Raw genomic sequence first — 18,272 nt, forward strand, 5'->3', positions numbered from 1 at the left:
CCGAGAGTTGGCTTGTGGAGTTGACGACGCCGCCGTGAACGACGTGATCCAGGAGATCCGGAACGAGGTCAGATGGCTAGTGCCATGACCTGCAAGAGCATCCTGTCGGAGTGGCTTTCGTTGCTGACTGAATGCATCGGCCCTAATCGGTGTCAACTCCTGTCAGCAGGAGGTCAAATATCTGTTGTTCACGCTTTGTCTTGTAGCCGGTCAACAAGGTGGACAGATCTGAGCCAGCTGCGTACTTGATGGCGGCGGCGAGCGCATCGGTTGCTTCTTGACCCTCGAGGGACATGTCGGCGCCAACCAGGCGAAGCGCCTGCGCAAGCGGTTTGTCTGGCACATCCGGCAGCCTCTCGACGTCGAAGGTTCCGTCCCAGCGAAAGATCAGGAAGACCTCGTCACCGATGCCGAGGTCATCGGCCACGAGGAAGCGCTTTATGCTGCCGTACGCAGGTTGATGGTTCTTCCACGAGAATTTCTGCGGACCAAACCGGGTGGGCAACTCGGCGTTCTCGCCCTGCGATAGGCCGACAACCGTGGCGATGGCGGTCGACGCGCCCCAGCCGCTTCCTCGCAGATGATCACGGGTGAGAGTCGTTCGGTGCAACCAGTCGTCGCCCCGCCGGTAGTACCCCTGGACCTTCGCTGGATTCTTTCCACCGACGATTCTGACCGACTGAGCACGCACGACTCCATTTCGCAGTTCGTACGGCGCGCTTCCGGCGTACACGTTTACCGACGACGCCGATACTCCGAATCCTTCGACGAGTGAGTCGACCACAGTGGCCAGTGGAAGCTCACCACCAGCTTGCTCGAGCAGCTTGCCGATCTCCGCACGGATATTGCTATAACCCTCCATGCCCCATGACGTCAGTGCCCAGTGCTCGACGCCGACCTTGTGGAATCGAGGTTCAGCGTTGAGCTGGTTCCGGAGGCTGCCCAGCGATCCGCGGTTCACCCGATCGAAGAGGGTCTCGAGCGTTAGTGGCCCACCTTCAGTAGAGAGCAGCGCTGCCGCCAGGTCACCGACCGAGCTCGTGCGCAGTAGAACAAATTCGCCGCGGACGTCATAGCCAAGGTGCGCCAGCCAATCCGTCAGCCACGGCAATGCTCCTGGCTCCTCGGTGCCGACCAAGCCGACATCCGCGAGCCTGACCACACCGAACTCGTCAGCTAGCTCGTCGAGATAGATCGCCATCTCACGTTTCGCGGCCTCGAGACTCGGTTCCGCGCACCAACCGTCGGCAATCTCGTATGAGTCATCGAGGATGTCGATCACACGCCAAGCCGGCTGGCCGACACTCTCGACCAAGTGATCAAGCGCAGGCGCTTCCGCAAGGACCTCTCTCAGCGGCCTGACACCGCGGACCTGGCTTCGAACGAGAGCAGCGATCTGGCACACCGGAGTGCCGTCAGTAACCAGCTCGTACAGCTTGGCCCGGGCTTTGGACTCGAGTTGGCGCACTCGTTCTCGGGTCACCCCGAACTCTTGACCGAGGACCTCTAGCGTCGCCGAGTCCCAGGCGAACAGGCGCCGAGCAAGAATCATGCGAAAACGCTCGTCCATTCCGAGGATCGCCTGCTCGAGCACATCGGCCACACTCGGAGTCGACGAGGGCAGCACCTCTGCGGACGACAGCGCAACGACTCGATCTCGAGCTGCGACGACCTCCTTCGGCACTCCCAGTGGAAGGGGAGCGAGCACTCCGCGAACGGTCTGACCCGTCAGCTGATTCCAGTCAGCTAGAGCCTCGATGTCCCTGATTAGACCGCCGAGCCACGGCTTGGGTGGCACAAGATCGACGTCAGACGATGCGTGGTTCGCCAGCGAAGCTTGAGGCAGCGAGGTCGAACGGTCCGCCAGTATCCGAAGGACTGCCGTCACAGCTCCGATGCCTACATGGCGGTAGGCCAGGAGATCATCAAGAGATAGGTCGACCAGATCACCAGTCGTCAGCCGCTTCTCCCGATAGAGGGCGTTGTAGGCACGAACTGGCAAGCGGAGATCCTCAATCCGGACGTCCAACGGCACACCAGGAAGGATCTCCCCGATCGACCACCGACTGAGGCGGTCGACCGCGAGCGACACAACCTTGTCGAGGATTTGTTGACGGCAGACAGCATCCGTCGCGTCGATTGCTTCCTCCTGCCACGGTTCCTGGCAGTCGACGTCGCTGGACGTCACGCCGGCGAGCCACGGAAACGCTTCCGACCAGACCCTTGGACGGAGATCAACGAACGCGAAGTCAGATGTCATGACGTGCTCACCTTTACGCCGCGTCAGGATCGTCAACGACAGTGTCGTCTGGTTTGTCTGGCACAACGACCGTCCATTGGATCAGGTCGCGCTTGCTTCGGACAGTGTTGTCGGGGACTCGTAGTGAGATCAATCCAACGACGTCAGAGCGACCAACCGCAGCGGACTCGTCGTCTTCGATCTGATCGGCAACCAAAGAAATCACAAGCACGCCCCGAGTCCTGCTCTTCCCCAAGACCGGGAATTCTTCGCCTTTGGGCACGGCGCTGGCAGCGAGGATGTTGCGCTTGTTCTCGCCAGTGAAGTCGATGCGTGGAGCCTGCCGACGCGCACGTTTCCAGATCGGGGCCTCCACCGGCAGCTCCTCGAGCCGGAGGGTGCGGCCAAGCTCCCGCCGTTGAGGCCAGACGATTGCCCAGTCCTCGATTCGCCCGCTCTCCGTCGCGGTCTCGAGGAACGATCGAAGTGGATCGATTACGCTCAGGTAGTCAGGATGCCACTGCAGCTTGTCGAAGTACTCCAAGAACTCCGCAGCGCCAACTGAGCCTATCTTGACCTTCTGCTCCTTCTTGAGTTTCCCGTCCAGGTAGGACAACTCCACATCATGGGTGGCGTTCTTCAAGAGCGGCAGTATGACTCTGTTCAGGTTCGCTTTGTGCTTGCTCTTCTCGTCTCTCGCCGGAACCGACGAAAGTTGATGAAAGGCACCAACCGACGCACGCGACTTCACGACAGCGTTGAACATCTTGTTGCGCGCAGTCGGTTTGAGCCATGGCAAGTGCTGGCTCACGAGGGGTGGGATCTGCCGCGGCTCGACGATCGGTTTGCCGTCCTCGTCAAAGCCTTCGTACTTCGCCAGCTCGTCGCGGAAGGCTTCCTCGTCTAGTAACAAGGCCTCGAAAGCCTTGTAAAGATCCACTCTTGGGTCGCGCCGGATGTACAGACGGACCAGGTCGCGGTACCCGTCCCGGAAGCCGAACCAACGGCCAGCTTGCATAAGGGTGTCGGCTTGTCCCGCCCTACGACGGAAGAAGGACACCGTAAGGCCTTCGACAGTGAAGCCTCGGCTGAGCTTCGCGCCGCCGACGAGAATCCGCCACACCTTTCCGGCGTCGAAGTCGAGCGCCTCCTGCTGCTCTTGGACAGCCTTGTCCGAATTGACGACGAGCACAGGGTCGGAGCCCCCGCTTGTCATCTCATAGACGGCTTGGCCGACGTGGAGCTTGACATCGTCGAAACACGCTGGCATGGGATCGCCGGTGTCGCGTGCGACGATCACGGGCTGGAAGTCATCGTCAAAGAGTTTCCGGAGCCGCGCGAGCCCTTCACGAGAGGTGAACTTGCCGGTGTTCCACAGCGAGCGCACCAGCACGGCCGAATCGCGATGCGTCTTGTTACTCAGCTCTTCGTGCACCAGCATCGTGTGATGCCGATACGGCTTGTTGGTCACGGACTCGCGATATTTCTTGATCGCGCCGCTCAAGACCCAGGCATCGAGTGCCTCACCCAGCTCCTCCTTGTGCAAGGCTGGATCGTGATACGGCTCACCAACCAGCGAGCGCACATATGCAAGCTCGTTGGACGTGGCCGCTGTCTTCGTCTCGGTACCCCAGTCGCGGTCGACGTCATGAAACTCCTGGACGCCCATGTATCCGTCTGGCCTCGGCAGCGAGAGGACAAAATCCGACGGGAAAAGGTTGCTGTCATCGTCCGGGTCGATGAACACGTTGGCGAAGGGTGTCGCGGTGTAGCCGACGTATTGCGCACGTGGGACGATCGCCATCATTTTGGTGATGCGTTCGTTGATCTTCGTGCGCTCTGTCGACTTCTTCGGATCCTTGGTGTTGACCGATGCGAGGTCTGACTCGTCGTCGATGATCAGCGCCGGCAGCTCCTTGAGCACGGCCTGCAGCGGTCGCAGATCCTTGATCAGCTTGTCGAGCGGAGCCGTGTTCTTCTTCACGATGACGACGTAGGCGTCGGTGTGAAAGAGGTTCTCTGGCGCGTTGAGTGGCTTCGTCTTGTCGTGACGTTCGTAGCGGAGCTGTGACATGCCCTGCGGAAGGCTCTTGTAGTCGTTGTGATGCGTCGTGACGCGACGGATCCGTGCAACTCCGGGCTGATCGAGTGCTTGCTCGGTGTGTTCGACGAATCTCTTCGCGAGCCAGTCCTCGTCCTGCTGATAATCGAGCCCCTTCGCCACGTCCAGATCTGAGGGGTCTTGGCCAGCTAGGACGTTCTCGACGCCCATGAGTTCCATGTCGATGCGACGTTGCGTCTGGGCACGAAGGATCTCGATCGTGCCCGTCATCACGACGATCAGACGGTAGCCAGCGTCTACGGCTTTCGCGATGACGCCGGTGAAGTTGGCCGTCTTACCACTCTGAACGTAGCCGACGACGAGCCCTTTCGTCTGCTTGATCTCCGCGCGAGTTGGGTCGGTCAGGCGCTCGATCACCGAGTTCGTACTCTGGTCGAGTGTTGTGATGGATGACGCGGGCCACTTCTTGATCTCGGCCAGGTACTGCTCATAATGATCCCAGTAGAGACTGCTGCGCTGGTGCCGAGCTTCCTCGTACCAGGGCTCGAACTCCCGGCTGATGACGATTGTGTCTTCTTGATGGATTGGGATGACGTCGCGGATCGCCTCCTCTGTCTCCGACGACAGTCCCAGAGCGTCAGCCACCGCGAGCCGCCGCGCGAGGGTCCCGGAACTTGTTTCGGCGCCCTCGTGGTCGAGCAGTACGATGTCGTCACTTGCATCCCATTTGGCGAACGCTAGCCGGAGCGCGATCATCGCATTGTTGTTGATTGGCGCCATGCGAATGAACTCCACCAGCGCGTCTTCGGACACGTCACCGCCGAAGATTGCGAGCGCCGGCAGCAGCGGTCTAGGCGCCTGCTCGGCGAATCCTTGCAGAAGGTTGCGGAGCGGCATAGCCCACGCTGGTGACGCTCCGACTTGAAGCTCGGTCATGGATGCTCCGCATCGATGGTGACGAGAGCTGCCAAGGGTTCAGGCAGATCGGTTGGCTTGAAATGAGTCAGATCGACGGCGTAGGAGAGATTGCTAACTGCCGGGAAGTTCGGGATCGCCGCAGCGAGACGATCCGCCGTCAAGGCTGGGAAGCGCTCGTCGACGTCGTACGCCCGCGGGTCGTTCCGCTGTGTCCAGAACGTCTTGTACAGCTTGACATCCGTGTCATCCCAGCCCAGCGCTTCCAGGCTGGCATCAACCATCGGTCTATAGCCGCCGGCCTTCACGCGGACCCGCGAGATCAGCTGTCCGAGGGTCAGTCCGCCTTCGTGATTGCTTCGCGTCAGCTGGATGGAGATCAGCTTCAGCGGAATGCCTCGCAACGGTTCGAGCTGAGTGATCCCGTGCATCATGTGCTTGCGCTGCTCGCTCGCCGTCGTCTTGATCTCCAGGTGCACCTCGCTGAGAACGAAGTCGTGCTCCTCGGAGCGCGGACCCTGCCAGGACTCGACGGCATGACCTGGGCCCATCCGTTCGATGAGGAACTCGAGGATCAGCAGCTCGCCGAAGAGTCCCAATTCTTTTTCATTGCTGAGGCCTGTCCTGCCGGCGAAGAGGTTCCGGTGCTTCGTGATTGAGGTTGCGACTGCTGAGGCGATGGGCTCTCCGTGTAGTTGTAGCTGATCGGCCACGCTGGTGAGGAGACCGTACGCGCCGTGAAGGTTGTCCTCAACCGTCACACTGAGCTCAGCGAGTTCTCCATCATCGGAATCGACCAGCCTAAAGGTGATGTTGCGCCACTTCGCAACGTCGGGCTCTGGAGGCGTGAAGGCGGTGATCAACGTGACCGTCCCGTTGGGTGGGTCGATGTCGAGTTTGCACGTGGGCACACCGACGATCGGAAGAACGACAGGGTTTCCCGACATCCACACGACGTCGACGTTCGCTACCGACAGGTGGCGCGCGCCTTCAGATGTCGCGGTAAGGTTCGATGCCCCGCTACTCACCGCGCATTTCCTCTTCGGCCTCGACTGCGGCACCGAGGACCGCGCGCCACAGCGCGATGTTGTCCTTGTCCTTCGGGCCTAGATGTGCGCCTTCGAAGACGTTGTGTGTCAGCAGGAAGAGCAGCGCCTTGACTAACGGGGCGTCGTTCAGGCTTCCGCGCTCGGGAGCGAATAGGTAGCGATAGCGGGCATTGAGCCACAGTGTGCTGTTGCCGAAATCGATGTCGATGAATTCGCCCTCGGGAAGCTTCTTCCACTGGAGGTTGAGGGAATCGGATCGAAGCAACGGGAGCTCTGCGCCGATCGACTTGCGTAGCTTCGGGGCGAAGCCCTTCTCCGGTGCAATGACTGGCTGCCGCCGACTGATACGTCTGTTTCCTTCGACGTAGCAGGCCTCCGCGTCTTTCAGATACGCGTCGAAGGTGGTGCCGTCATCCGCTGCGGCGTGAGCCAATGCGTCCCGGAAGACTGGCTCGAACCGAAGGCCGGCCTTCTCCGGGTTCATCGTCAGGAAAGACCCGATCGCGGCCTCGTCGTCGAGCACCACCCGGGCAAGCTGCCGCTGCAGCGAGAAGTTGGCGATCGCCGACCATCCGCCCACTTGCAAAAGCCGATCATTTCTGTAGATGTAAAAACCCTGGAAGCGATCGCCAGGCTTGCCGTTGATCCGGAACCCAGGAATGTCGACCTTCGGTGGCCAGATGTGACAGTGCATCGCTATTCGCTGGCCGCCAGACTCCGCGACGATCGTCCTCGGGTAGTCCGGGTGACCAGATCTCGCGTAGGCAAAGGGGTCGATCGCCTTGACGGGCGTTCCGATGGCTTCGTCGGCGTACTCCAACTCGTCGACCAGGATCTCGATGTCGAGGGTGTTCTTTGCGATGAGGCGATGGAACGTGACACCCAGGTGAGACCGAAGGCTGCGCTCCGCGTTGGCCATCCACGTGCGGGCCTCCTCGGTGTTGGCGCCACGGTAAGTGCCGCGCAGCTCAGTCCAGACGACCGACGTTCCCTGGCCCGTGCCAGTCACGCGCCTGCGGTGGGCTTCAGCATCCGCTGCGGCGTGTCCAGACAGCACTTCGCAGGAGAAGTCCTTGGAGAAGTCGGTCCTACGGATCCGCCGACCTACTGGCGTCGCGCCGTACCTGGATGACCAGACGGTGAGGACGTCGGCATGACCGAAAGACGCGGCCTTCATGCCAATGCCGAAGTGACCGAGGTCGTTGACCGCGTACTCGCGCTGATGGCCGAGAGTCATCGCCAGATCGGCCGCGGTCGAGTCCATCCCGTTGCCGTTGTCGATCACCTCGACCTGCACCAGTCGATCGCGCCCTGTCAGGAGATGGATGGCAACCCTGGTCGCTCCAGCGTCGAGGCAGTTGTCGACGAGGTCAGCGACGGCAGTTTCAAGGATGTGATTGGCGCCGAGACTCTTGACCAGACCAGCGTCGGGCTCAAGTCTGATGGTCTCGACGACATCAGAGGCGGTCATCGTTCGCTCGTTACGCGTCGGCGCCGCGAATCTTCTCCGCCGACGAACGCGCAACTTGTCGTCCGGCTACCAATTTCTTGCATCAACTTCCCCCAAACTGGCGCTCCCCAGCGCTCCCCTGACAAACCACGCCCAGCTCGCATGGACCCATGAGCCGTCGAGCAGTTCGATTGGACGGGTATGCGTCGCGATTGCGACGCATCGTCTATCCCTCCCCTATGGACCATCGGAGCAGGCGGTTCGATCGTTACAGTCCGTTGCCAACGTGCCAGCACGCAGCCCTTCGACGATCGTCGAAATGGCCGTTGAGCTGACGGCGCTCGCGGGCTTGGCCGGTGGCCGGCGAGTCGCTCTAGATCGGGTGGGCACTGCCCGCTTCTGTCGCAACGGTGCTCTCGCGGAAGCGCGTCGAGCTAGCGGGGCTACCCACGGATGTGGATACCGATGACCCGCGCACCAGCAGCACGCGTTGACTTCGCGCGTTCGGACCTGATCCCCCGATTATCCCAAGCGACCTGCGGACCTGTGCTTGGATCAGGCCCGGGACCAGTTGGAGGCGGCTGCCATGAGTATCCAGGCGTTGAACAGACACGACTGGTTAACCCATGGCGGTCGAGAACCCGGGGAGGGAGCCGGTTCACCCTTCACGCTCAACGCGCATCGACGGCGAGCTGGTCCCGCGCAGACTGCGATCGTCTCGAAACTTGGCTGGGAAATGGATCAGTCTGACCGAGCCCGTCGGGTGAGGCTGGAGGCGGGCCACCGGTCGTTGCCGACTCGGGGGAGCCGCCGCAGAAGAAATGCTGACCAGCTCGGGCACTCCGGGATCTCGTGAACGGTCGACGGGTACGCCGGCCGAGTTCGTAATCCGAAGGCGGCGGGCCTGTTGGTCGAGGCGCTGAGAGGCATCCATCAGCAGGATCGAGAACAGCCGCAAAGCCCTACGGTGTAGCCAAAGCGGTCAGTTGGACCCATCAAAGGATGCCCTCACGGCACCTTCGCAGGTCTGAGAGCCGGTGAGGGGACTCGAACCCCTAACCACCGCTTTACAAGAGCGGTGCGCTGCCAGTTGCGCCACACCGGCGGGTGTTTGCTGGACCATCTTAGGGGATGGGAGGTGGGGGGATGGGGGTGCTGCGGGAGGCACGCGGGTTTCGGGTGTTGTGGGTGGCTCGGGCGGTGTCGTTTCTGGGGGACTCGCTGGGGCTGGTGGCGTTGTTGTTGTACGTCGAGGCTTCTACGGGGGCTGCGCTGGCGGTGGCCTTGTTGTTGCTGGCGGGGGATCTGACGCCGGGGTTGTTCGGGGCGTTCGCGGGGGTGGTGGGGGATCGGTTCGATCTGCGGCGGGTGATGGTGACGTGCGACGTACTGCAGGGTGCGCTGGTGGTCGTGATGGCCGTCACATTGCCGCCGTTGCCGGTGTTGCTGGTGATGGTTGCGGTACGGAGTGTCGTGGCGCAGGTGTTCCAGGCGAGTTCGCGGAGTGCGGTGCCGGCGTTGGTGCGGGATGAAGATCTGGAGTCGGCGAACTCGACGCTAGGGGCGGGGACGAACGGACTGGAGGCAGTCGGGCCGTTGATTGCGGCCGCGTTGTTCCTGGTGACGGATGTGCGGGGGATCTTGCTGATTGATGCGGCGACGTTCATGGTGTCGGCGGTGCTGCTGAGCCGGTTGCCGAAGATGCCGCCTGAGGGTTCGGGGGAGGTGAAGACGGGCGTCTTCAGGGATGCTCGGGACGGGCTGACGTACATCTGGCGGACGAAGGCGGTTCGCGTCATCGGGATCGCGTTCTTCGCCACGGTGGCGTTCAACGGGGTGGACGACGTCGCGATGGTGTTCCTCGCCAAGGACGAGCTGGGCGCGGGGGACTCGGCGGCCTCTGCGTTGTACGCCGGGGTCGGGATCGGGCTGGTGGTCGGGTTCGCGGTGCTGGCGCGGTACGCGCGCCGGTTCCGGATGACGACGCTGATCTTGCTCGGGTTCGCGGTAAGCAGTCTGGGGAACCTGGTCACGGGGCTTGCCTGGGCGGTGTGGGCCGCGTTGGCAATGCAGGTGATCCGGGGGTTTGGTATCGCGGGCGTCGACGTGGGGATGAACACTCATCTGCAACGCATCGTGCCGCCGCACCTGCGGAGCCGGGTCTTCGGCAACCTGTACGGCGCTATCGGTCTGGCTGCCGGGGTGTCGTACGTCCTAGGTGGACTGCTGCTCGAGCACACCGACGCCCGGGTCACCTTCGTTGCCGCAGGCACCGGTGGACTGCTCGCTACGGCTGCGGCTGCTCTCGCAGTTCGTCGATCGGCCGACGAAGGGCCCGAGCACCCGGTACGGCGATCAGCGGGATGACGGCCATCACCAGGAAAGCCGCCGTTGGGTAGTCGACCAGCAGACCCACCACGGTCGCGACCAGGAGGCCGCCGAGGTTGCCCGACATCCAGATCAGCCCGGCCGCGGTCCCCTCGGCCTCTCCCGTACGACGTTCCACCAGCTCGAGCACGATGGGAAGCGCAGGCAGGAGGAGCAACCCGATCAGCCCGATCGCGACGAACCCGGTGAGGACGCCAGGAGCCAGCGCCAGTACGACGCAGGCGATGGAAGTCACCGTCAGACTCAGGACCAGCAATGCCGACTCGGCCCGGCGTCGCACGACCACAACAGGGATGATCGCGCTGCCGAGTACGCCGGCGACGACGGTCACCAACAGGATCGTGCTCGCCGTACCGCCGGAGACGCCGGCCGGTTCGAGCAGTGCCTGCGCAAAGGTGGTCATGGCGACGAAAACACCGAACGGGAAGAGGGCGAGGACGCAGAGGCGCCGGATCAACGGGTCGCCCCAGGCGATCTTGAGAGCGCTCCGGTCACGTGATGGGGCAGCCGCCGCGACGGAGTGCGGGCCTTCGTTGCGGAGCGCAACAATCAGCACCACAGCGGCAGCCACACAGAAGATCGCGGTCACAGCCAGCATGGTCCCCAACGAGTCGCCGGTGGTGAAGATGGCGTCCAGCGAGAACGCGATCACCATGCCGGCGAAGATGCTGGCGGTGCCGACGGCGATGCCGGTCGGGCGGTCGTCCTCCTCGAGGTACCGCCCCGTGATCCCGGTGACAGCGTTCAGCACGAGCGGTTGGGCGACCGAGGCAACGATCTGCCCGGCCAGCAGCCAGCCGAAGTCGTCCCCGATCAGCCGCACCAGCGCACCCACCGCGGTCAAGACCGCGCCGGCAAGCAACCCGGCCCGGAACCACCGGTCCAGGATCAGACCGCACGGGATCGCGAGTACGACGTACAGCAGCGGGAACACCTGGGCGAGCCACCCGATCGCGCTCTCCGAGACGCCGTAGTGCGCGGCCGCGACGGTGGTCACGCCGGCGAAGTTGAGCCAGACGAGCTGGGTGGCCGCGCCGACCAGGGAATAACCGACGATCGCCGCCCAGCGACTCCCGGTCACCACTCGCGCCATCTGATCCCTCCGATCTCGTACCCCCAGGCCATCACAATCGCGGCAGGTACGTCGCCGCACGCGGGAGCGGGCTCCGGGCGAGTCATTGTGATGGCCTGGCGGTTCAGCATCCGAACTGTAGTGCCGTCACACGCTGGATCACACGATCCCGGCGTACAACGGAGACATGGTGGATTGGGATGGCCCGCTGACCGAGGCGTACGAGCGGGCGACGACGTACCTGGCCGGGCTCCCCGAGCGGAGGGTCGGCCCGCGCGCAACTGCGCCCGAACTGCGGCAAGCACTCGGGGGAGCGCTGCCGCAAGGCCCGACGGATCCGCAGGAGGTGATCGCGCACCTGGCCAAAGGCGTGGAGGAGGGGCTGCTGCCGAGCGGGAGCGGCCGGTTCTTCGGCTTCGTGTTCGGCGGCGCGACCCCGGCCTCGCTCGCCGCCGACTGGCTCACCACGACCTGGGACCAGAACGCCGGCCTGTACGCCGCCTCACCCGCGGCGGCCGTGGTCGAGGAGGTCACGGCGGAGTGGCTGGTCGAGCTGTTCGGCCTGCCGAGAGGTACGTCGGTCGGCTTCGTCACCGGCGCTCAGATGGCCAACTTCACCGCTCTGGCCGCTGCCCGGCACGAGGTACTGCGGCGGGCCGGCTGGGACGTCGAGCGAGACGGCCTGATCGGCGCACCAGCGATCCGGGTGCTGGCCGGGGCCGAGCGGCACGACACGATCGATCGCGCCCTGCGGTTCCTCGGCCTGGGCACGAACTGCATCGTCCCGATCGCCGTCGACGACCAGGGCCGGCTCAAGCCTGAAGCTCTCGCCGAGGCGCTGAGCGACGCCGGCCCGCAGATCGTCTGCGCCCAGGCCGGCAACGTGAACACGGGCGCGTTCGACCCCGTCAAAACGATCTGCGACCTCGCGCACGACAAAGGCGCCTGGGTGCATGTCGACGGTGCCTTCGGCATCTGGGCAGCCGTCAGCGACAAACTGCAACCGTTGGTCGACGGCATCGACTGCGCCGATTCCTGGGCGACCGACGCGCACAAAACCTTGAACGTCCCGTACGACTCCGGCCTCGTCTTCTGCGCCCACCCCGAGCCGCATCGGGCCGCCATGTCCATCCGGGCGGCGTACCTGATCCAGGACGAGAACGGCGAACGCGACTCGCTCGACTTCAATCCGGAGTTCTCCCGCCGGGCGCGCGGGTTCGCCGTGTACGCCGCGATCCGCGCCCTCGGGCGGTCGGGGATCGCCGAGATCGTCGACCGGTGTCACGCGATGGCCGTCCGCTTCGCCGAGACCTTGGCAGCAAATCAAACCGAGACCTTGGCAGCAAACCAACTCGCAATACTCAACGAGGTCGTCCTCAACCAGGTCCTGGTCCGCTTCGGGGACGACGACGAGCTGACCCGGCGAGTCGTCCGCGCGGTGCAGGACGAGGGCACCTGCTGGATGTCGGGCACCACCTGGCAGGGCAAGGCGGCGATGCGCATCTCGGTCTCCAACTGGACGACTGACGAGTCAGACATCGACCGATCAGCGGCCGCAGTTCTGCAATGCCTTCAACGAGCGTAGGACTCGAGGCGGCCGAGGGCGGCGTCGAGCGAGTCGCGCAGCGGCTCGACCCGGCGGAGGGTCTGAGCCAGCAGTACGCCGCCCTGCATCGCCGCAAGCATGGTGTTGGCCAGCGCATCCGGGTCAGCGTCGGCGCGAAGCAGCGCCCGGTCACGCATGCCAGTGAGGTCGCGCCGGAAGCGGTCGAGCCAGCGGCCGTACCCGTCTGCCAGGTGGGAACGCGTCTGCGGGCTCGACTCCACGAGTTGCCCGGCGAGCGAGCCGAAATCGCAGCCGCCCTGGAACTTCCGCCCGGTGTGCCGCGCGACGATCTGGTCGGCCCAGCGATGCCAGGCGGCGAACGAGTCGAGCGCCGGTTCGTGGTCCGCGACGGCCTCCGCCTGCCAGGCGATCACGTCGTCGATCAGCGTCCGCTTGTCGTGGAAGTAGTGCGTCAGCTGCGATCCGCTCACGCCGGCGGCCCGGCGTACGTCGTCCAGCTGGGTCCGCGTGACGCCCTTGCGCCGGACCAGTTCGGCCGTGGCGGCGAGGATCCGGGCGCGGGTCGCCCGGCCCTTCGCGGTCAGTCGATCGTCCACCTCATCGAGACTAGCCGCTTCTGGGGTTCTGAACCCAGAAACGGAGGCGCATGATGGTCCTATGGGTGAGGGGATTCTCGAGCTGGCGCAGGAACTGGCCGAAGTGAGCCGGCTGGTCGAGGACGATGACGTCCCGACCACGCTGGGCCGGTTCGTGCACCGGGTCGTGCTGACGGTGCCGGACTGCGAGGAGGCCGTGATCACGGTGCTCGCCGACGATTCGGCCGAGATCGTGGCGCGGTACCACAAGACCGCTGATCCGGTGGCAGAGCCGACCCGGTCCACACTGGCCGAGCAACTGACCAAGGGCGGCGGTCCGCTGTTCGACGCGCTCACCTATGGGGAGCCGCGCCGGATCGGCGACCTGGCCGCCGATCACCGGTGGCCCGAGTTCAGTGCCGCGGCGATCAACGCCGGCTATCGCAGCTGCCTGTTCCTTCCGCTGCCTGCCGGGGGTGACGCAGCGGCCGCGTTCAGCCTGTTCTCGGCCAAGCCGGATGCGTTCGGCAGTACGTCGTACGACATCGTGCTGATGTTCGCCATGCATGCCGGGGTTGCGTTCGACAACGTGCAGCTGTTCAACGACAGCCGAACGCTGATCGAGCAGTTGCGGACGGCGCTCGGCACCCGGACCGTCATCGGTCAGGCCCAGGGGGTGCTGATGCACCGGTACGGTGTCACCGCCTCAGTGGCGTTCGACGTACTCAAGCGCTGCTCCCAGGACACCAACGTCAAGCTGCGGCAGCTGTCCCTCGAGCTGGTCGAGGCGCACAACCAGGGCAGACTCAACGCGGCGCTGCGCAAGTACGGCCTGAACTCCGACGAGTGATCCTGTCGAATTCCGGCTCGGTCGCTCGACGCAGTGATGTACGGCGCAGGAGGCGCCGATCACGAGGAGGCTGCAGCGATGTCGTTCCAGGCGTACTTGGACAAGATCGAGGAGAAGACCGGCCTGACCCCGCGGGCGCTGGTCGACCAGGCGAAGGAGCGCGGGTACGACGCTCCGGGCGTGAAGGCCGGCGTGATCTGTGACTGGCTGAAGGCCGACTACGACCTCGGCCGCGGGCACGCGATGGCGCTGGTGCACGTGATCAAGAACGGCCCGGGGATCAGCGACAAGCACGTCGGCAGCACCGGCACCCACCGGGACCCGTCGGACACCCTGTGGCTGGATGGGAAGGCGACCAACCCGGCCGGCTGAACGGCGTACCGTAAGCGGGTGGATTCGAAGAGGTCACCGCGGGACAAGTGGATCACGATCTACGGGCGCAAGCCCGTGCTCGAGGCGCTGCACGATCCCGCTCTGTCGGTGGCGAAGGTGGTGGTGGCGGACAACGCCACCGGCGGTTCGCTGCAGGAGATCCTGCGCGCCGCGGACAAGTACGGGACGCCGGTCGAGCGCGCGACGGCCAGCCGGGTGAAGTGGCTGGCTGGGAACGGCAAGCACGACCAGGGTGTGGTCGCCGATGTCGACGCGCCGCGGATGACGCCGCTGGAGGAGTTCGTCCGGGCGCGCGGCCGCCGCCCGACGAACGTCTTCCTGCTGGACGGCGTCACGAACCCGGGCAACGTCGGGATGATCCTGCGGACCGCGACCGGAGCCGGCTTCGACGGCGTGATCCTGCCGCGCGCCGGGACGCCGCACGTCGGGCCGCTGGTGATCAAGGCGTCGGCCGGGATCGCGTTCCAGGCCCCGATCGTGAACACCTCGACCGCGAAGGCGGCCGTCGACCTGCTGCGCACGGCCGGCTACCACGTGTACGGCTTGTCGGCCCGGTCGCACGACTCCCTGTTCAAGGCCGAGCTCGCGCCGCGCGCCGTCTACGTCCTCGGCGGCGAGACCAACGGCATCACGGTGTCGACCGACTCCGACCTCCAGATCCCGCTGCACGCCGGTGTCGAATCCCTCAATGTCGCGGTCGCCGCGGCTGTCGTGGCCTTCGAGGTCACGAATCGCTGATCGGCCGTGCAACCCGTTGCCGGCGCCGATGCGTTGATATCGGGACAGTGCACCCGGCCACGTCGGCGTCGCGACGGTCAAGGACGGCTTCTACGCCTACCGCCGAGTCGACCAGTCCCCGTGGCCCGGCCCGATCCCGGGCGCCGTGGTCAGGTTCCGGTACCCGGGCCAGGGCGGGTACGTCGCCGCGCACAGCTGAGACAGACGAAGAGCCCGACCGCGGGGGGATGCGACGGGCTCTTCTGAATTGTGCGGCCAAGCACAATGCAATGCCGGAGGGGGGATTTCCGGCGGTGCCCTTCTACGGTCTCGCGGCGGTCGGTACGGCGGCAACAACGGTGGCGAAGGGTCCATCCACAAAACGAAGTCCACCGATGGTTCTCGACGTGGCGCGATCCGGTGGTCGAGACTGGCGGTGTGGGTGGGGGATTGCCGGCGGGGACGGTCTCGATGGTGTTCACGGACATCGAGGGCTCGACCATGCTGCTGCGCCGGTTGGGGGAGCAGTATCTGGAGGCATTGAAGGGGCATCGCGGGATTCTTCGCGGAGTGTGGGGCGAGTACGGCGGGATCGAGCTCGGGACTGAGGGGGACAGCTTCTTCGTGGTCTTCCCGTCGGCCGACAGCGCGGTCGGGGCGGCGGTCGAGGGTCAGCGGCGGCTGGCGGGGAACCGGTGGCCGGGCGGGGAGCGGTTACGGGTGCGGATGGGGATCCACACCGGTACGCCGGGCGTGTACGAGGACGACTACTGGGGCATGGACGTCCACCTGGCGGCGCGGATCGCGGGGTCCGCGCACGGCGGTCAGGTGGTGATCTCCGCGGCGACCGGCGACGTGGCGCGACTGCCCCAGGGTGCGTCGTTGCGTGATCTCGGCATGCACCATCTGAAGGACATTCCCGAGCCTGAGCACCTGTTCCAGGTAACGGTCGCGGGTCTCGAGCAGGACTTTCCTCCGCCCCGCACCGTCGGGACGGCGAGCAGTCTCCCGGTGCCCGCGAATCCCTTGCTGGGAAGGGAACCCGACCTCGCGCGCCTGACCGGGTTGATCCGTCAACCGGAGATCCGGCTGGTCACCCTCACCGGGCCCGGCGGTGCGGGCAAGACGCGACTCGCGATGTCCGTGGCCGCCGAGCTGACGAACCAGTTCCCCGGCGGCGTGTATTTCGTGCCGCTCGCGGCGGTGACGTCGGAGCAGGTGATGTGGACGTCGATCGCCGAGGTTCTCGACGTACCCCCGCGCGAGCGCAGTCCCGCGCGGCTGACGTCGTACCTGGCGAATCGTGCGCTGTTGCTGGTCCTCGACAACCTGGAGCAGGTGGACGGTGCCGGCACGGTCGTTGCCCAGATCATCGAACGGGCGCCGCAGGTCGAAGTCGTCGCGACGTCGCGGCGGCCGCTCGGGCTGATGGCCGAGCACCAGCATCCGGTGATGCCCCTGAACACGGTCGCCGAGGACTCGCCCGCCGTACAGCTGTTCGTGCAACGCGCGCAGGCGGTTCAGCCTCGATTCACTCTCAGCCCGGCCAACGTCGCCGACGTGGTGGCCATCTGCCGTCACCTGGACGGACTGCCGCTGGCTATCGAGTTGTGTGCTCCGCGCGTCCGTGTGCTCAGCGTCAGCGAGCTGCTCGGTCGCATCGACCAGAGGCTCGACATCGCCTCCACGAGCAGCGTCACACCGGACCGGCAGCGGACGTTGCGCGACACGATCGCCTGGTCCTACGAGCTCCTCAGTCCTGAGCATCGCCGCATCTTCCGCCGCCTCGCCGTCTTCTCCGGCGGCGCCGACTTGGCCGCGATCACCGCCGTCGCCTGCGACGCCGAGGATCCGCTCGACGCGGTTGCGGAACTGAACGACGCCAACCTGATCACCATCTCCGAGGGTCCGGAGGGGCGCAGCCGGATCGGGCTGCTGCAGACGATCCGGCAGTACGCCGGCGACGAACTGGAGGCCACCGACGAGGCCGATGCGGTGCGTGCGGCCCACGCGTCGTACTACGCCGGCGTCGCCGAGAATCTCCAAGCCCTGCGGGAATCCCGGCACAACACGGCCCTCGAACTGGCCGAGTCCGAGCTCGGCAACTTCCGCACCGCGCTGACCTGGTCGACCTCGGCCGACATCCCGACGAGCCGACGTCTCTGCGCGGCCCTCGGCTGGGCCTGGCTGATGGCGGGCTACATCGCCGAGAGCCGGCGGTGGCACGAGCAGGTCGTCGCGCAGTCCTCCCATCGGTCGGCGGACCTCGCCGCCTGCCTGCGTGGACTCGGCAATCTCCTTCTCCTCCAGGGCGAAACGGATCGGGCCTACGAGATCGCGCTGCGAAGTCTCGAGATGTCCAGAGCTCTGGACGACCGCCCCGGCATCGCCTATGCCATGGCTCTCCTTGGTACGACGCAACGTCAGCAAGGCGAACTCCACGCGGCCGAGCGCACTCTCGTGGAAGCGCTCGACTTGCATCGCCACCTTGATGACAAGAGCCGGCTGGCCCGGGTCCTCGGCCACCTGGGTGGCATCGAGGAGGAACTGGACCGGCTCGAGCGCGCCGAGGCGCTGCTGCGCGAGTCGCTCGCGCTGTACGAGGCGCTCGGTGACGTGTACGAAGCCGCCGTACAGGGGCAGAACCTGGCCTTCCTCCTCGTGGTCTCCGGCCGGGTCGTCGAGGCGGGCGAACTGGTCCGTGAGCTGGCCAAGACCATCCTCGCCATGGGCAGCCCGAGTCTGATGCTGGCGTTCGCCAACACCGCGATGAACATCCTCATTCGGGAGGGTGATCTGGTCGGAGCCGCACACCTCTTCGGCGCCGAGGAGGCGATGGGTGAGCGGCTGGAGATCGCGAACCCTTACCTGGAAGAGGAACTCGAGGAGGCGGTTGCCCTCATCAACGGCGTGATGTCGCGGGCGAAGTGGGAGGACCACCGCCGGACCGGCCGGTCGATGCGCGTCGAGGAGCTGCTGGCCCGACTCTGAGTCC

12 protein-coding genes and 1 tRNA gene are annotated in these 18,272 nt (G+C 65.1%); 6 read left to right on the plus strand and 7 right to left on the minus strand.

The genetic code is table 11. From position 1 onward, the window contains the following. Positions 1 to 142: 142 nt before the first annotated feature. From ACIBG5_RS12375 to ACIBG5_RS12395, 5 genes are all read right to left on the minus strand, one after another. Positions 143 to 2,260, minus strand: coding sequence for a sigma factor-like helix-turn-helix DNA-binding protein (locus tag ACIBG5_RS12375; RefSeq protein ID WP_396391625.1), 2,118 nt, complete (start codon positions 2,258 to 2,260; stop codon positions 143 to 145). 13 nt (positions 2,261 to 2,273) lie between these two features. Further along, entirely contained in the window at positions 2,274 to 5,237 is a 2,964-nt protein-coding gene (locus tag ACIBG5_RS12380) for a Z1 domain-containing protein (protein ID WP_396391626.1), read from the minus strand. Beyond that, positions 5,234 to 6,244 carry a PD-(D/E)XK motif protein gene (locus ACIBG5_RS12385; protein ID WP_396391627.1) on the minus strand — a complete coding sequence of 337 codons (1,011 nt, stop codon included), beginning with the start codon at positions 6,242 to 6,244 and terminating at the stop codon, positions 5,234 to 5,236. Before ACIBG5_RS12385 ends, ACIBG5_RS12380 begins: the two co-directional genes overlap by 4 nt. Next, positions 6,237 to 7,736: an ATP-binding protein gene (locus ACIBG5_RS12390; RefSeq protein ID WP_396391628.1), complete on the minus strand. Its 1,500-nt coding sequence runs from the start codon at positions 7,734 to 7,736 to the stop codon at positions 6,237 to 6,239. Before ACIBG5_RS12390 ends, ACIBG5_RS12385 begins: the two co-directional genes overlap by 8 nt. 1,011 nt (positions 7,737 to 8,747) lie before the next feature. Continuing rightward, positions 8,748 to 8,820 (minus strand) — tRNA-Thr (locus ACIBG5_RS12395). Between the two features lie 41 nt (positions 8,821 to 8,861). On the opposite strand from ACIBG5_RS12395, the gene ACIBG5_RS12400 reads away from it, so the two are divergent. Then, entirely contained in the window at positions 8,862 to 10,082 is a 1,221-nt protein-coding gene (locus tag ACIBG5_RS12400) for an MFS transporter (RefSeq protein ID WP_396391629.1), read from the plus strand. Here the strand turns inward: ACIBG5_RS12400 and ACIBG5_RS12405 are convergent. Continuing rightward, on the minus strand, positions 10,003 to 11,196 hold the full coding sequence (locus tag ACIBG5_RS12405; RefSeq protein ID WP_396391630.1) for an MFS transporter: 1,194 nt from the start codon (positions 11,194 to 11,196) through the stop codon (positions 10,003 to 10,005). The two genes, ACIBG5_RS12400 and ACIBG5_RS12405, sit on opposite strands and share 80 nt — an antisense overlap. A gap of 166 nt (positions 11,197 to 11,362) precedes the next feature. Here ACIBG5_RS12405 and ACIBG5_RS12410 point away from each other — a divergent pair, with 166 nt between their 5' ends. Next, complete coding sequence (locus ACIBG5_RS12410) at positions 11,363 to 12,760, plus strand: pyridoxal phosphate-dependent decarboxylase family protein (protein WP_396391631.1); 1,398 nt, start codon at positions 11,363 to 11,365, stop codon at positions 12,758 to 12,760. On the opposite strand, the gene ACIBG5_RS12415 is transcribed toward ACIBG5_RS12410, so the two are convergent. Beyond that, positions 12,748 to 13,338 carry a TetR/AcrR family transcriptional regulator gene (locus ACIBG5_RS12415; protein ID WP_396391632.1) on the minus strand — a complete coding sequence of 197 codons (591 nt, stop codon included), beginning with the start codon at positions 13,336 to 13,338 and terminating at the stop codon, positions 12,748 to 12,750. The genes ACIBG5_RS12410 and ACIBG5_RS12415 overlap by 13 nt on opposite strands. Positions 13,339 to 13,399: 61 nt before the next feature. On the opposite strand from ACIBG5_RS12415, the gene ACIBG5_RS12420 reads away from it, so the two are divergent. The 4 genes from ACIBG5_RS12420 to ACIBG5_RS12435 all read left to right on the plus strand — a co-directional run bounded on the left by ACIBG5_RS12420 (position 13,400) and on the right by ACIBG5_RS12435 (position 18,268). Further along, entirely contained in the window at positions 13,400 to 14,167 is a 768-nt protein-coding gene (locus ACIBG5_RS12420; protein WP_396391633.1) for an ANTAR domain-containing protein, read from the plus strand. 78 nt (positions 14,168 to 14,245) lie between these two features. Continuing rightward, positions 14,246 to 14,539 carry a DUF4287 domain-containing protein gene (locus ACIBG5_RS12425; protein WP_393392544.1) on the plus strand — a complete coding sequence of 98 codons (294 nt, stop codon included), beginning with the start codon at positions 14,246 to 14,248 and terminating at the stop codon, positions 14,537 to 14,539. An 18-nt stretch (positions 14,540 to 14,557) separates the two neighbouring features. Continuing rightward, on the plus strand, positions 14,558 to 15,298 hold the full coding sequence (locus ACIBG5_RS12430; RefSeq protein WP_396391634.1) for a TrmH family RNA methyltransferase: 741 nt from the start codon (positions 14,558 to 14,560) through the stop codon (positions 15,296 to 15,298). A gap of 417 nt (positions 15,299 to 15,715) precedes the next feature. Next, positions 15,716 to 18,268 carry an ATP-binding protein gene (locus ACIBG5_RS12435; protein ID WP_396391635.1) on the plus strand — a complete coding sequence of 851 codons (2,553 nt, stop codon included), beginning with the start codon at positions 15,716 to 15,718 and terminating at the stop codon, positions 18,266 to 18,268. The last annotated feature ends 4 nt before the right edge of the window (positions 18,269 to 18,272 follow it).

The organism is Kribbella sp. NPDC050241 (genome assembly GCF_044459685.1).
Lineage (GTDB): Bacteria > Actinomycetota > Actinomycetes > Propionibacteriales > Kribbellaceae > Kribbella.

Bases quoted from the DNA above. Each gene is read 5' to 3' on its own strand.
- ACIBG5_RS12375 (WP_396391625.1), bottom strand. From the start codon at position 2,260: ATGACATCTGACTTCGCGTTCGTTGATCTCCGTCCAAGGGTCTGGTCG.
- ACIBG5_RS12380 (WP_396391626.1), bottom strand. From the start codon at position 5,237: ATGACCGAGCTTCAAGTCGGAGCGTCACCAGCGTGGGCTATGCCGCTC.
- ACIBG5_RS12390 (WP_396391628.1), bottom strand. From the start codon at position 7,736: ATGACCGCCTCTGATGTCGTCGAGACCATCAGACTTGAGCCCGACGCT.
- ACIBG5_RS12400 (WP_396391629.1), top strand. From the start codon at position 8,862: ATGGGGGTGCTGCGGGAGGCACGCGGGTTTCGGGTGTTGTGGGTGGCT.
- ACIBG5_RS12405 (WP_396391630.1), bottom strand. From the start codon at position 11,196: ATGGCGCGAGTGGTGACCGGGAGTCGCTGGGCGGCGATCGTCGGTTAT.
- ACIBG5_RS12410 (WP_396391631.1), top strand. From the start codon at position 11,363: ATGGTGGATTGGGATGGCCCGCTGACCGAGGCGTACGAGCGGGCGACG.
- ACIBG5_RS12420 (WP_396391633.1), top strand. From the start codon at position 13,400: ATGGGTGAGGGGATTCTCGAGCTGGCGCAGGAACTGGCCGAAGTGAGC.
- ACIBG5_RS12425 (WP_393392544.1), top strand. From the start codon at position 14,246: ATGTCGTTCCAGGCGTACTTGGACAAGATCGAGGAGAAGACCGGCCTG.